Annotated in this window: 24 protein-coding genes; all 24 read right to left on the bottom strand. The window is 62.3% G+C overall.

All coding sequences use genetic code 11. The features are described from left to right. Positions 1 to 128: 128 nt before the first annotated feature. Positions 129 to 785 carry an adenylate kinase gene (locus tag FKZ61_RS07395; protein ID WP_141609622.1) on the bottom strand — a complete coding sequence of 219 codons (657 nt, stop codon included), beginning with the start codon at positions 783 to 785 and terminating at the stop codon, positions 129 to 131. 259 nt (positions 786 to 1044) lie between these two features. Continuing rightward, positions 1045 to 2391 (bottom strand): preprotein translocase subunit SecY, encoded by a 1347-nt coding sequence (gene secY / locus FKZ61_RS07390; protein ID WP_141609446.1) that lies wholly within the window; start codon positions 2389 to 2391, stop codon positions 1045 to 1047. Positions 2392 to 2541: 150 nt separating this feature from the next. Continuing rightward, a complete protein-coding gene (rplO, locus tag FKZ61_RS07385) occupies positions 2542 to 3018 on the bottom strand; it encodes a 50S ribosomal protein L15 (protein ID WP_141609445.1) in 477 nt (158 codons plus the stop codon). 100 nt (positions 3019 to 3118) lie between these two features. Next, positions 3119 to 3307, bottom strand: coding sequence for a 50S ribosomal protein L30 (gene rpmD / locus FKZ61_RS07380; RefSeq protein WP_141609444.1), 189 nt, complete (start codon positions 3305 to 3307; stop codon positions 3119 to 3121). Continuing rightward, positions 3300 to 3869, bottom strand: a complete 570-nt coding sequence (gene rpsE / locus FKZ61_RS07375) for a 30S ribosomal protein S5 (protein ID WP_141609443.1) — start codon at positions 3867 to 3869, stop codon at positions 3300 to 3302. The genes rpmD and rpsE overlap by 8 nt, the downstream gene beginning before the upstream one ends. A gap of 18 nt (positions 3870 to 3887) precedes the next feature. After that, a complete protein-coding gene (gene rplR, locus FKZ61_RS07370) occupies positions 3888 to 4253 on the bottom strand; it encodes a 50S ribosomal protein L18 (protein ID WP_141609442.1) in 366 nt (121 codons plus the stop codon). Positions 4254 to 4333: 80 nt separating this feature from the next. Further along, complete coding sequence (gene rplF / locus FKZ61_RS07365) at positions 4334 to 4888, bottom strand: 50S ribosomal protein L6 (RefSeq protein WP_141609441.1); 555 nt, start codon at positions 4886 to 4888, stop codon at positions 4334 to 4336. Positions 4889 to 4957: 69 nt separating this feature from the next. Then, entirely contained in the window at positions 4958 to 5353 is a 396-nt protein-coding gene (gene rpsH, locus FKZ61_RS07360) for a 30S ribosomal protein S8 (protein ID WP_141609440.1), read from the bottom strand. A gap of 273 nt (positions 5354 to 5626) precedes the next feature. Then, positions 5627 to 5809, bottom strand: a complete 183-nt coding sequence (locus tag FKZ61_RS07355) for a type Z 30S ribosomal protein S14 (RefSeq protein WP_141609439.1) — start codon at positions 5807 to 5809, stop codon at positions 5627 to 5629. Between the two features lie 139 nt (positions 5810 to 5948). Continuing rightward, positions 5949 to 6521, bottom strand: coding sequence for a 50S ribosomal protein L5 (gene rplE / locus FKZ61_RS07350; protein ID WP_141609438.1), 573 nt, complete (start codon positions 6519 to 6521; stop codon positions 5949 to 5951). Positions 6522 to 6667: 146 nt separating this feature from the next. Further along, positions 6668 to 7033 (bottom strand): 50S ribosomal protein L24, encoded by a 366-nt coding sequence (rplX, locus tag FKZ61_RS07345; RefSeq protein WP_141609437.1) that lies wholly within the window; start codon positions 7031 to 7033, stop codon positions 6668 to 6670. 118 nt (positions 7034 to 7151) lie between these two features. Beyond that, positions 7152 to 7520 carry a 50S ribosomal protein L14 gene (gene rplN / locus FKZ61_RS07340; RefSeq protein ID WP_141609436.1) on the bottom strand — a complete coding sequence of 123 codons (369 nt, stop codon included), beginning with the start codon at positions 7518 to 7520 and terminating at the stop codon, positions 7152 to 7154. Positions 7521 to 7537: 17 nt separating this feature from the next. After that, positions 7538 to 7795 carry a 30S ribosomal protein S17 gene (rpsQ, locus tag FKZ61_RS07335; RefSeq protein WP_141609435.1) on the bottom strand — a complete coding sequence of 86 codons (258 nt, stop codon included), beginning with the start codon at positions 7793 to 7795 and terminating at the stop codon, positions 7538 to 7540. Positions 7796 to 7807: 12 nt separating this feature from the next. Continuing rightward, a complete protein-coding gene (gene rpmC / locus FKZ61_RS07330) occupies positions 7808 to 8011 on the bottom strand; it encodes a 50S ribosomal protein L29 (protein WP_141609434.1) in 204 nt (67 codons plus the stop codon). A gap of 73 nt (positions 8012 to 8084) precedes the next feature. Continuing rightward, complete coding sequence (gene rplP / locus FKZ61_RS07325; protein ID WP_141609433.1) at positions 8085 to 8507, bottom strand: 50S ribosomal protein L16; 423 nt, start codon at positions 8505 to 8507, stop codon at positions 8085 to 8087. 31 nt (positions 8508 to 8538) lie between these two features. Then, on the bottom strand, positions 8539 to 9210 hold the full coding sequence (rpsC, locus tag FKZ61_RS07320; protein WP_141609432.1) for a 30S ribosomal protein S3: 672 nt from the start codon (positions 9208 to 9210) through the stop codon (positions 8539 to 8541). Between the two features lie 11 nt (positions 9211 to 9221). Beyond that, positions 9222 to 9569, bottom strand: a complete 348-nt coding sequence (gene rplV / locus FKZ61_RS07315; RefSeq protein WP_141609431.1) for a 50S ribosomal protein L22 — start codon at positions 9567 to 9569, stop codon at positions 9222 to 9224. A gap of 50 nt (positions 9570 to 9619) precedes the next feature. Beyond that, a complete protein-coding gene (gene rpsS / locus FKZ61_RS07310; protein WP_141609430.1) occupies positions 9620 to 9904 on the bottom strand; it encodes a 30S ribosomal protein S19 in 285 nt (94 codons plus the stop codon). Between the two features lie 11 nt (positions 9905 to 9915). Beyond that, complete coding sequence (gene rplB / locus FKZ61_RS07305) at positions 9916 to 10752, bottom strand: 50S ribosomal protein L2 (RefSeq protein WP_141609429.1); 837 nt, start codon at positions 10750 to 10752, stop codon at positions 9916 to 9918. A gap of 13 nt (positions 10753 to 10765) precedes the next feature. Next, positions 10766 to 11056 (bottom strand): 50S ribosomal protein L23, encoded by a 291-nt coding sequence (gene rplW, locus FKZ61_RS07300; protein ID WP_141609428.1) that lies wholly within the window; start codon positions 11054 to 11056, stop codon positions 10766 to 10768. A 2-nt stretch (positions 11057 to 11058) separates the two neighbouring features. Beyond that, a complete protein-coding gene (gene rplD / locus FKZ61_RS07295) occupies positions 11059 to 11730 on the bottom strand; it encodes a 50S ribosomal protein L4 (protein ID WP_141609427.1) in 672 nt (223 codons plus the stop codon). A 5-nt stretch (positions 11731 to 11735) separates the two neighbouring features. Then, positions 11736 to 12389, bottom strand: coding sequence for a 50S ribosomal protein L3 (gene rplC / locus FKZ61_RS07290; RefSeq protein WP_141609426.1), 654 nt, complete (start codon positions 12387 to 12389; stop codon positions 11736 to 11738). Between the two features lie 164 nt (positions 12390 to 12553). Then, complete coding sequence (gene rpsJ, locus FKZ61_RS07285; RefSeq protein ID WP_141609425.1) at positions 12554 to 12862, bottom strand: 30S ribosomal protein S10; 309 nt, start codon at positions 12860 to 12862, stop codon at positions 12554 to 12556. A 137-nt stretch (positions 12863 to 12999) separates the two neighbouring features. Next, on the bottom strand, positions 13000 to 13085 hold an 86-nt coding region (locus tag FKZ61_RS07280), incomplete at its 5' end, for an EF-Tu C-terminal domain-related protein (protein ID WP_141609621.1).

Raw genomic sequence — 13085 nt, 5'->3', positions numbered from 1 at the left:
GGTCACCCGTACCATCCTCCGCGCGTCCCGGCCTGCATGTCCCCACCGGGGAGGTCATACAGGAAAGCCGGACTCGCCTCCCGGAGCATTCTCCAGGATGGAAACCATCGGCCAAGTTCGGCCGGAATTCACGACTCCAACACATCCTGGGGCAACACGGACAGGAGCTCCCGGTTGACCTCTTCAATGGGCCGAGAGCCATCGATCTCCACCAGCAGGGACTTGGCAAAGTAGTAACCGATAAGGGGCGCCGTCTGCTTGTAGTAGACATACAGCCGGTTCCGTACCGTCTCGGGCTTGTCGTCGTCCCGCTGGTAGAGTTCACCGCCGTCGATGTCGCAGATGCCTTCCCGGGCCGGCGGATTGAATTCCACGTGATAGACCGCGCCACACTGTCGGCAGACCCGGCGCCCTGTGATGCGGCGCATGGCCTCCTCATCCTCCAGGTGGATCAGGGGGGCCAGGGAGATGCCGCCATGGGGAGCGGTCATCTGATCCAGGGCCGTCGCCTGGTTCAGGTTGCGGGGAAAACCATCGAAAATGGCGCCCCGGGCACAATCCTCCTGGCGGATCCGCTCTGCCACCATCTGGATGGTCACTTCATCCGGTACCAGATCGCCCCGATCCATGTACTGTTTGGCCAACAGCCCCAGTTCCGTCTCGTGGCTCAGGTTATAGCGAAACAGATCCCCCGTGGAAATCTGAGGAATCTGCAGTTTCTCCGACAACAACCTCGCCTGTGTGCCTTTACCGGCGCCCGGCACACCGAGCAACACCAGATACATGCGCCGTTGATCGTTCATGATCCTTCCTCAAAGTCCTGCTGGTCCCTACACCGGCGCCGAGCTCTAGTATAGCCTGGCGTAAATACCACGGCAGAAATTCCGGGCGCCCTCTGGGCGCGCTCCCTCTGGTAGAAACCATCGGCGAATTTCTGTCGGGATTTACTAGCCCACACCGGTGCCGGGAGTGCTCCCGGGCCCGAAGGCCCAGGAGCGATTGAGTCGTGCGAACCATCCGTCTCTGGCCGGCCAGATGGACGGCTCAGCGGATGAAGCCCTCGTAGTTACGCATGAGCAACTGAGCTTCGATCTGCTTCATGGTGTCCAGCACCACACCGACCACGATCAGCAGGCCTGCGCTGCTGATGATGAGCGACTGGTAGCCGGTCAATACGCCGGCGCCGCCAAAGATGCTGTCCGCGGCCACACCCACCAGGTAGGGCAGGATGGCGATGAAGCCCAGAAAGAGGGCCCCCACCAGGGTGATCCGGGAAAGGACGCCGTTGAGGTAGGCCTCTGTACGGGGCCCGGGCCGGATGCCAGGGATGAAGCCGCCCTGCTTCTGGAGGGTCTCCGGCAGATTCTGCTGCCGGAACATGACGTCGGTGTAGAAATAGGTGAACGCCACGGTAAACAGGAAGTAGAGCAGCCAGTACAGGAAGTTGGTGGGGCTCATGGCGTTACTCACCCAGAGGGCCACGCTGCCCAGCCAGTCCGGCCGCGCCACAAAGTAGCTGGCCACCGTGCTGGGGAGGATGAGCAGGCTCTGGGCGAAGATCAGGGGGATCATGCCTGCAGTGTTCACCCGCAGGGGCACGTGGGTGCTCTGTCCGCCCACCATCATCATGCGATTCCCCCGCATGGTACGGACCCGTTTCCCGTATTGAACCGGGATGCGCCGTTGTCCTTCCTGCACCCAGACGATCAGGGCCACGGTCAGGACGGTGATGATGACGAAGATGACCAGGAGCACCGGCTGCTGGGAAAGCTGGCGGATCTGGAACGGCACCGATGAGAGGATCCCGGCAAAGATGATCAGGGAGACGCCGTTCCCGATGCCCTGCTCCGTGATCAGCTGCCCCAGCCAGACGCCAAACATGGTGCCGGCGGTCATGCCGAAGATGATGGTCAGCGAGGGCAGGAGTGCGTCCCCGGTGAAGCCCCAGTTGGGCAGGATCACCAGGCCGCCACCCACCGGGCGGCTGAGCAGCGTCCCCTGGGCAATGGCCTGCAAGACAGCCAGGGGCACGGTCATCCAGTAGGTGTACTGGTTGATCCGCATGCGCCCCTGCTCCCCCTCCTTGCTGAGCTCTTCCAATGCGGGCACAATGGGCGTCAGCAGCTGCATGATGATGGACGCGGTGATGTAGGGATAGACCCCCAACGCCATGACGCCCATCTGGGCCAGGCCGCCACCGCTGAAAAAGTTCAGGAGGCTGAGGAGCATATTCTGATCGTCGCCCCGGAACAACTGGGCCAGGGCATCCCGGTCTACGCCAGGCAACGGAATGTTGGCGGCAAACCGGTAGAGGATCAGAATGCCGATGGTGACCAGGAGCTTGTGGCGCAGATCCGGCAAACGGAATGCATTACGTACAGCCTCAAGCATAAAGATCTTCCCCCTTGATAATCCAGCACGGCCCATCACTTCCCGATGGGCGGCTCAGGTCGCTCCGGCCTGGGGCCGGGACGGCGGGCCACCCACCGGGGTGACAGGCAATACGGCAACAATCGGACAGACCGACGTAACGCATCCGTCTCAGGAACGGGGCAGATTTTTGTTGACGAAGACGGGCAACAGCTCGATGGAGCCGCCCGCGGCCTCGATCTTTTGGCGGGCGCTTTCACTGACCCGGTGGGCCTTCACATGTACCGGCTTGCCGATCTCCCCTCGCCCCAAGATGACGATGGGATCGCCCCGATCGATCAGCCCCCGATCGGCCAGGCTGTCGGGCGAAACCTGGTCGTTGGCCTCAAACAGCCGGTCCAGCACATCCACGTTGATGGCCGCATAGTGCACCTTGAAGCGGTTGTTGAAACCCCGCAGCTTGGGCAGGCGTTTCACCAGGGGAAGCTGGCCACCCTCAAAAGTCGGGCGGACCCCACCGCCGCTGCGGGCGTTTTGGCCCTTGGTGCCGCGCGTACTGGTTTTCCCACGACCGGAACCAGTACCACGACCTACTCGCTTGCGCTTTTTCTTGGCACCTTCTGCAGGACGCAGGTCATGTAGTTTCATGGTCTTCTATCCTTTATAAATTCGGCGACGTCCTCGGGCTTGGCGGGCTCTCTACACGCCATTTCGGGCCTCGCCCGCCGGAGGGCGTCCCGGTCCGGTCTCAGGCCTCTTCGACCACCACCAGGTGGGAGACCTTGTTGATCATCCCCCGGATGACAGGGGTGTCTTCCTTCTCCACCGTCTGATGCAATTTGCGCAGCCCCAACGCTTCCACCGTCGCCTTCTGGCGCTTGCTGTAGCCGATGGGGCTCTTCACCAGGGTGATCTGCAGGGTTTTGGACTCAGCCATGCATCTCCTCCTTGTACCAGAAGGGCGCCAGGTGGCGAGGATCGACACCCCGCCGCTCCGCCTCGACGCGGAAGTCCTGGAGCTGCTTCAGGGCGGCGAAGGTGGCCTGCACCACGTTGAGGATGTTGTCACTCCCCAGGGACTTGCTCAGCAGATCCTTGATGCCGCAGGCTTCCACCACCGCGCGGACACCGCCGCCGGCGATCACGCCGGTGCCGGGGCTGGCCGGCTTCAGCAGGACTTTGCCAGCGCCGAAGTTGGCCTCAATGGCATGGGGAATGGTGGTCCCCAGCAGCGGAATCTGGGCCATGCTCTTGCGGGCCCGCTCCGAGGCCTTGCGAATGGCATCGGGCACTTCTCGGGCTTTCCCAACGCCCACGCCGACGCGGCCCTTCTGATCCCCGACCACAACCACGGCCCGGAAGGCAAAGCGTCGCCCTCCTTTGACCACCTTGGCCGTGCGGGCGATATGGACGACGCGCTCGTCTAGCTCTTCGCGCTCCTCCCGTTCCCGGTCCTTCCGTCTTTCCCGTCGATTATCCCGTCGATCTCCACGTGCCATGTTTTTCTCCCAACAAACTCAGAAAACGAGTCCACCTTCCCGGCTCCCCTCGGCCAGGGCCTTGACACGGCCGTGGTAGGGATAGCCGCCTCGGTCGAAGACGACCTTTTCAATTCCCTTGGCCCGGGCTCGCTCCGCCAGGGCCCGCCCCACAGCACGGGCCCTGGATTGGGGATCCAGGGAAGCCAGCTCGCTGCGCAGCGCCCGGTCCAGGGTGGAGGCGGAAACCAGGGTCGTCCCGGTGGTGTCGTCGATGATCTGGGCGTAGATTTGATACAGGCTGCGATAGACGTTCAGCCGCGGGCGCTCAGGGGTCCCAAAGACCTTGCGCCGAACACGGCGGTGGCGACGTTTGCGCGCCTGTGCACGATTTTCCTTGGCCATCTTTCTTTCTGCTCCTGTTGCCGTTCACTCACCGCTCCCGAGGGCGCTGGATGGCGCCCGCCAGGAGATGAGGATGCTTTTTAGCGGCTCGCCTTGCCGGCCTTGCCCGCCTTCATCCGCACATACTCGCCTTCGTAGCGGATCCCCTTGCCCTTGTAGGGCTCCGGGGGGCGGGTCTTGCGGATCACGGCAGCCAGCTCACCCACCGCGCACTTGTCAATCCCCGAGACGACCAGCGAGCGGCCATCCCGGTCCACTTCGAAGGTGATGTCCTTGGTCGGCGGGCGGAAGATCACCGGATGGCTTTTACCCACCTGCAAGACCAGGTTGTCGCCCTGCTTTTCAGCTCGATAGCCGACGCCGTGGATCTCCAGTTTCTTGGAGAAGCCCTGGGTCACGCCCACCACCATGTTGTTCAGCAAAGAACGGGTCAGGCCATGTTGGGCCCGGTGGTGGCGGGAATCGCTGGGGCGCTTCACAATGATCTGGCCGTCTTCCTGGACGATCTCCATGGCGGGGCTGAGCTGCGCCTCGAGCGTCCCCTTGGGCCCAGTCACCGTCACCCGGTTTCCCTTTTCCACTTTGACGGTGACGTTGGCCGGTACCGGAATCGGCTTGCGTCCTATGCGTGACATGATACCCTCCTGACACGAATCACGTTTCCAGGCCGGGCATAGAGGCCGTCCCTGGAAAGGGATCCTTTTTCACCAGATGTTACAGAGAATCTCGCCGCCGACCTTCTCGCGCCGGGCCTGGCGCCCCGTCAGCAACCCCTTGGGCGTAGAGATGATGTTGATGCCCAGGCCACTCCGGACCCAGGGGATCTCCCGATAACCGGTGTAGACCCGGCGACCGGGCTTGCTGACCCGTTCCAGGCCGTTGATCACCGGCGCGCCGCGCCCCGTGTACTTCAAGGTCAGCACCAGATTGGGCTGGGGGCTGTCCCCGGTCACGGTGTAGTCTTCGATAAAGCCTTCCTCCTTCAAGATACGGGCGATGCCGATCTTGAGCTTGGAGGCAGGCATAGCCACCTGCCGGTGTTGCACCATGCAGGCGTTGCGGATGCGAGTCAGCATATCCGCAATAGGATCGGTAACCATTTCTATCTCCTTCGGCTACTCTTGCAATCTCCTGCAATTTGTCTTTTCCCGACGGCCAGGAGCCTGGGAAAAGCCGCAACCACAGGTTGGAACTATACAAGCCCCAAATTGCAGTCGCACAAACGGCAGGTATCCTGCAGAAAATTGTAGTTAGCAACCTGAAACGTGGATCGGCCACCACATCAAAACCATCACATCAAAACCATCACATCAAAACCACCACATCAAAAGCAGTATCAAAAGCAGTGGGCCGATCGTCCTACAGGGCAAACCTTACCAGCTGGACTTGACGACGCCCGGCAGGTTGCCCTTGAGGGCCTCATGTCGGAAGCAGATCCGGCACAGGCCAAAGCGGCGCATGTAGCCCCGGGGCCGGCCACACATCTTGCAGCGGTTGCGCACCCGGACGGCGTACTTGCGCTTCTTCTCACGAGCAATCATGGACTTCTTCGCCACGGTAATCCTCTCCGACTGTTCTGGTTGGCGCCAGGATTCGCGCACCGGCACCAGGGTCTCACGCCAACGGTCTCAAGTCACAAGCACCACGCCATAGACGAGTTGCGACCAAATGGGCCGCAACCGGCCGGTCTGGCGCTTAGGAACGCTTGAAGGGCATGTCCATCAAGGCCAGCAGGCGGCGGGCCTCTTCATCGGTCTCGGCAGTGGTGACAATGGTCACCTCCAGGCCACGCACCTTGTCGATCTGATCGTAGTCGATCTCCGGGAAGACCAGCTGCTCCCGCAGGCCGATGCTGTAGTTGCCCCGGCCGTCAAAAGAGTCGGGGGAGACGCCCTGAAAATCCCGCTGGCGGGGCAGGACGATGTTGATCAACCGGTCCAGGAAGTCCCACATGCGATCCCCCCGCAGGGTCACCTTGGCGCCGATGGGCATCCCCTCGCGCAGCTTGAAGGTGGCGATGGAGCGCCGGGCCTTGGTGATGACCGGTCGCTGGCCGGTCATGACGGCCAGGTCGTTGGACGCCGCCTCCAGGGCCTTGCTGTTCTGCAGGGCCTCGCCCAGGCCGATGTTGACTGCGATCTTGGTGATGCGGGGAACCTGCATCACGTTACGATAGCCGAACTCCTTCATCATGGCCGGCACCACTTCCTCCCAGTAGCGGGTCTTCAGTCGAGGTACCGGCCTGGGGCTCTTGCCGTTTTCGCTCATTTTTCTTCACTCCTTGCCCGCAAGCGCCGCCCAGTACGGCGCCAGGTCAGGCCATTGATCTCTTTTCAAAGGTGAATCGCCGGCGCCTTCCCCCTGGGAAGCCGCCCACGCCAGGTGTCCCCAGATAGCCCGGGGCACACCGCCTGTCAGGCACTCTCCCCAGGGGAAGGCAGCGGTTCGCCGGTCCGGCGGTCGATGCGAATCTTCTCCCCGTTGGAGGCCACCTGGTAGCCAGCCCGGGTGGGACGGCCGTCGGTCCCCACCAGCATCACGTTGCTGATGTGGATGGGCGCCTCCCGCTCGATGCGACCGGTCTGGGTTCGCACATTGGGGGTGGCCCGCTGGTGCTTGATCACCATGTTGGCACCGCTGACAATGACGTAGACCCGGTTGGGGTCGTAGCTGCCGTCCTTCCGCTTCTTGCGGATCACCTGCTGGACCTGACCCCGGTAGCCTTTATCGTTGCCGGCGATGATCTCCACCGTATCGCCCTTTTTAATCTTGACCTTCATCTTTCAACACGCTCCTCTTGTCGCAAGGGAGTCAAAGCGAGACACACTCGCCTGCCTGGATTCCGATGCTCATCTACCATCTGACCGGGGCCCGGGAAAGGGATGCTCCCAGCCGCCGTCACAGAACTTCGGGCGCCAGGGAGACGATGCGCATGTAGCCCTTTTCCCGCAACTCCCGCGCGACCGGGCCGAAGATGCGCGTGCCCCGGGGGTTCTTATTGTCGTCCACGATGACGGCCGCGTTCTCGTCGAAGCGGATGTAGCTGCCATCCGCCCGCCGCAGGGGGCGCCGGGTGCGCACGATCACGGCGCGCACGATGTCCCCCTTTTTCACGCTCCCGGTGGGGGAGGCCGACTTCACCGTGGCCACAATCTCGTCCCCGATGGCAGCGTACCGACGCTGGCTGCCGCCCTTCACGCGGATGGTCAAAAGCTCTTTGGCACCCGTGTTATCGGCTACTCGGAGCCGGCTTTCTTGCTGAATCATGGTCTCTGTTCCTCGTGTTAGACGACGTCGGCCCGCTCCAGGATCTCCTGGACGAAGAACTTTTTTTCCTTACTGATCGGCCGGCATTCGCAAATGCGCACCAGATCGCCCTCTCGGGCTTCGTTGTTCTCGTCGTGAGCCTTATATTTTTTGTTGACTTTGATCACCTTGCCGTACAAGGGGTGGCGAGTGATCCGTTGGACCGTGACGACCACGGTTTTGTCCATCTTATCGCTGGTGACCACCCCAACCAGCGTCCTTCGTCGTTCCCGCATGGCTCAATCTCCTCACTCGCTCATCCCTGCCAACTCACGTTCCCGCAGGATGGTCTTGATGCGGGCGATGTCCCGCCGCACCTGCCCCAGGCGGGCTGTGTTGGTGAGTTTGCCGGTGCTCTTCTGAAAACGCAGGTTGAACAACTCCTGGTACAGGTCGTCCAACTGGTTGGCCAATTCCGCGTCGGTCATGGCTCGCAATTCGCTTGCTTTCATCGGTTACCCTCCTCACGTGAACCCTGTCGTTGCGCCGATCCACCGCCTGGCGATGGCCGGGCCCGAACCAGGTTCAACTGCCGGTATGGTCCTCGCGGGCCACAAACTGTGTCCGCATGGGCAGCTTGTGGGAGGCCAGACGCAACGCCTCCCGGGCCTGTTCCTCCCGCACCCCTGCCATTTCGAACAGGATGCGCCCGGGCTTCACCGCCGCCATCCAGTATTCCACATTCCCCTTACCGGAGCCCATGCGGGTCTCGGCGGCCCGCTTGGTGAAGGGCTTATCCGGGAAGATGCGGATCCAGAGCTTGCCGCCCCGGCGGATGTAGCGCACGATGGCCCGACGTGCCGCTTCGATCTGGCGGCTGGTCACGTAGTGGGGCTCCACCGCCTGCAGGCCGTAGGTCCCGAAGGCGATCTGGTTGCCCCGGTAGGCCTTCCCCTTGAGGCGCCCGCGCTGCTGCTTTCGATACTTGACCCGTTTTGGCATCAACATGGTTCAATCCTCCATCCGCTGGCGCCGGCCGTCAGGAGGCCGCTTCGGCGCTGTAGCGTGCGTGATATTCCTCACCCGGCAACACTTCGCCGTGGTAGATCCAGACTTTGACGCCGATCACCCCGAAAGTGGTGTTGGCTTCGGCCGTGCCGTAGTCGATGTCGGCCCGCAGGGTGTGCCGGGGCACCTGGCCTTCCCGCACGGTATCTACCCGGCCCATTTCGCTGCCGCCCAGGCGGCCGGCGACGGTGATCATGATGCCCTTGCCACCGGCACGCATGGTCTTCTGAACGGCCTGTTTCATGGCCCGCTTCCAGCTGATGCGCCGCTCCAACTGCTCGGCGATGCTTTCGGCCACCAGGCGGGCGTCCAGTTCCGGCTTGGCGATCTCCCGCACATCGATCTTGACCTTCTTGTGGGTCAGATCTTGCAACTTGGACCGCAGCTGGTTAACGCTGGCGCCCTTGCGGCCGATGATGACGCCCGGCCGGGCCGTGTCGATGATCACATGGACCTGGTTCGGCTGGCGCTCGATTTCGATGCTGCTGATGCCGGCCCTGGGCAGGTCCGCGTGAACCACCTCCCGGATCATTCGATCCTCGTCCAGCTGTTCGGTATAGGTCCTGCCGGTGGCAAACCAGCGGCTGCGGTGCTCTTTAATGATTCCCAGACGGAATCCCCTGGGATGTACCTTGCGACCCAATGCTCCCCTCCTTAGCTTTCGCCCGCGACACGTTCTTCCAACACGACGGTAATGTGGGAGGATCGGCGAATCCAGGGCTTGAAGCGCCCCCGGGCGCCAAAGCGCCGCCAACGGCGGCGGGGAGCTTCATCGGCCACGATCTTGGCGATGTACATGTCCTCCGCCTCCAGGCCGTAGTTTTCCGTGGCGTTGGCCAGGGCGCTCTTGATGGTTTTGGCCACCACTTTCGCCGCTGCCTGGGGCATGAACTGAAGCTGTACCAACGCGTCTTGGGCGCGTTTCCCCCGCACTTCGTCAACGACCAGCCTGGCCTTCTGTGCGCTGATCCCCGTATATTTGGTCACTGCTTGCACTTGCATAGTTCGGCTCTCCACGCTGTCCGCCTTTACGCTTTCTGACAGGATCGGTCCTACCGGCGAGCCCGGGTGCTCTTTTCAGATTTGATGTGGCCCCGGAAGAACCGCGTCGGCGCAAATTCGCCCAGCTTGTGGCCGACCATGTTTTCGGTGATGTAGACAGGAACATGGCGGCGTCCGTCATGAACGGCGATGGTGTGGCCGACAAATTGTGGGAAGATGGTGGAGGCGCGGGACCAGGTTTTGATCACCTTGCGCTCTCCCTTCCGATTCATCTCTTCGATTTTCTTGAGCAGCTTGGGGGCAACGTATGGCCCCTTTTTCAGTGAACGAGACATATGGCTTTCCCCTACTTCTTTCCACCACCGCGACGACGCACAATGTACTTACTGGTGCGCTTGTTGCGCCGGGTTTTCTTGCCCAGGGCAGGCTTGCCCCAGGGTGTCTTCGGCCCAGGCATCCCGATGGGCGAGCGGCCTTCGCCACCGCCATGGGGATGGGAAGCCGGATCCATAGCCACGCCGCGCACGGCCGGCCGCCGGCCCAGCCAGCGCTTCCGCCCGGCCTTGCCGAGGGTGATGTTGGCGTGATCCGGGTTGGAAACCTGGCCGATGGTGGCCAGGCAGTTCATGTCGATGTAGCGCACCTCCCCGCTGGGCAGGCGAACCTGGGCCATGGCCCCTTCTTTGGCCACCAGTTGGGCCGCGTTGCCTGCACTGCGCACCAGCTGACCACCCCGGCCCGGATAGAGCTCGATGTTGTGGATGGTGGTACCCAACGGGATGAGACGAATGGGCAGGGCATTCCCCGGCCGGATGTCGGCATCAGGCCCGGACATGACCGTGTCGCCCACGTTCAACCCCACCGGCGCCAGGATGTAACGCCGCTCGCCATTCTGGAAGACCACCAGGGCGATGCGGGCGCTGCGGTTGGGATCGTACTCAATGGATTCCACCCGCCCGGGGATGCCGAAGTTGTCCCGCCGGAAGTCGATGATGCGATAGCGCCGCTTATGGCCGCCACCCCGGTGGCGGACGGTCACGACCCCGCGGCTGTTGCGCCCACCCTTCTTGCGCAGGGGGGCCAGCAGGGATCGCTCCGGCTCTTTGCGGGTGATGTCATCAAAGGCCGAGACGCTCATGCCCCGGCGCCCGGGCGATGTGGGTCGGTAAATTTTGATAGCCATGGACGTCTACTCCTTAAACCCCTTCAAACAGCTGGATGGACTCGCCCGGTGCCAGCGTGACAATGGCCTTTTTCCACTTGGGCTTCCGAATCATGACGCGTCGCCCCCGCCGCCGGGTCTTGGCCGGCATGACGGCGATGCGCACATCCTCCACTGTCACCCCGAAGGCAACCTCTACGGCGTCCTTCACCTGAAGTTTGTTGGCCCGCATGTCGACTTCGAAGACGTATTTGTTTTCGTCTTCGGCTGCAATCATGCTCTTTTCCGTAATGATGGGCCGCCGAATCACTTCGTAAACGTGCATGGTTATTCCTCCGCCTCGGCTACCGCGGCTGTGCTCTGTCCGGCCACATCAGCACCCAGCCACTCTTCCACGTGGGCCACAGCCTCCCGGGTCATGAGCAGGACATCATAGCCCAGCAGGTCCCGGATGTTCAGGTACCCGCTCAGCAGGGATTTCACCTCGGGGAGGTTGCGGGCGCTCAGCTGCACCACTTCGTCCTTTTCGGGCAATACCAGTAGCACCCGCTGCCCATTCAGCCCCAGGGCCTCCAACAGGGCCACCATGGCCTTGGTCTTGGGCTGCTCCATGGTCAGCTGGTCCAGCACCACAATCTGGCCGGCGCTGGCCTTCACCGAAAGGGCACTGCGCAGGGCAGCCCGGTGCATCTTCTTGGGCATGTCCTTGATGTATTTGCGCGGTCGGGGGCCGAAGACCGTCCCGCCGCCGACCCAATGGGGCGCACGGATGGAACCCTGTCGGGCCCGACCGGTCCCCTTCTGGCGCCAGGGCTTCCGGCCACCGCCAGAAACCTCGCCTCGGGTCTTGGTCTTATGGGTGCCCAGTCGTGCGTTGGAGAGCTGACGGACCAACGCCTGGTGCATGAGGGGCCGGTTGATGGGCGCCCCAAAAACCAGGTCGCTGACCTCCAATTCCCCGATCTGGTTCCCGGCCATATCTTTCACAGGCAGCAACATGGTCACTATCTCCTCTTCTTCTTGTTTGCCTTCTTCACAGCTTCACGCACCAGCACGAGGCCGCCACGCGGGCCGGGAACAGCACCTTTGACGGCGATCAGATTGCGCTCTGGGTCCACCAGGGCCACCTGCAAATTCTGAACGGTGACCCGTGCGTTGCCCATGTGACCTGGCGCCTTGGTGCCCGGGAAGGTATGGCCGGGGGTCGTGCCCGCGCCGCGGGAACCGGTGGCGCGATGACGGTCCGACTGGCCATGGGTCTTGGGACCGCCAGCAAAGCCGTGTCGCTTGACCGCGCCGGCGAAACCACGGCCCTTGGAGACGCCGATCACGTCTACCCGTTCGCCTTCTTCAAAAACGTCGGCCTTAATCACATCCCCCAAGGAGAGGGTCGGGGGCTCGGCATAGCGCAACTCCCGCAGCCGGCGCAGAAGCGGAGTGCCGGCCTTTTGGAGATGGCCCTTTTGGCCCTTGGTGAGCTTGCGCTCTGCCACTTCTTCGAAGCCGATCTGGACGGCGTTATACCCATCGGTCTCCGCCGTCTTGACCTGGGTCACATAGCAGGGGCCGGCCTCGATAACGGTTACCGGGATGGCCACACCGCTCTCATCGAAGAGCTGGGTCATCCCTACTTTTTTGCCAAGAATTCCTCGCATCATATCCTCCTGGGACTGACGGTTACAGAGAAAATGGCGTAAACCACATCATCCCATGGGGCCTGCCGGACCTGGAGCCCGACGGCCGCCTGATTGTTGTGCGCTGCAGGGCCCTCACCTCCGTGGACGCCGCGGGAATGCCCGGCGCGCATCCGGAGGTGGAAGCGCTACAGTTTAATTTCGATATCGACGCCTGCCGGCAGATTCAGCCGGGTCAGGTTTTCAATCGTCTTGCTGCCCGGATCGAGGACGTCGATCAGGCGCTTGTGGGTGCGGATCTCGAACTGCTCCCGGCTGTCCTTGTCGATGAACGTGGACCGCATGACCGTGAACTTCTCGATCCGGGTCGGCAGGGGGACTGGACCAACGACCTGGGCGCCAGTCTGTTCAGCAGCATCCACGATCTGCCGGACAGAGGCATCCAACACCCGATGATCGTAGGCTTTCAGTTTGATCCGGATTCGCTGCTTTGCCATAGGTCATCCTTTCTTAAGGGGGTAGTCGGCAGACGGTATTAGGTAGGCGGTAACATTAACATGAGGGGCCACACCCTACCGACTACTGACTACCGACTACTGACTACCGTCTACTGACTACCCCCATCTGCGAATGCTTACTTCAGGATCTCGGTGATGACGCCGGCACCGACGGTGCGCCCACCTTCCCGAATGGCAAACCGGCTCCCCGTCTCCAACGCCA

The organism is Litorilinea aerophila (assembly GCF_006569185.2).
GTDB lineage: Bacteria > Chloroflexota > Anaerolineae > Caldilineales > Caldilineaceae > Litorilinea > Litorilinea aerophila.
This window is presented reverse-complemented; position numbering and strand designations above follow the sequence as displayed.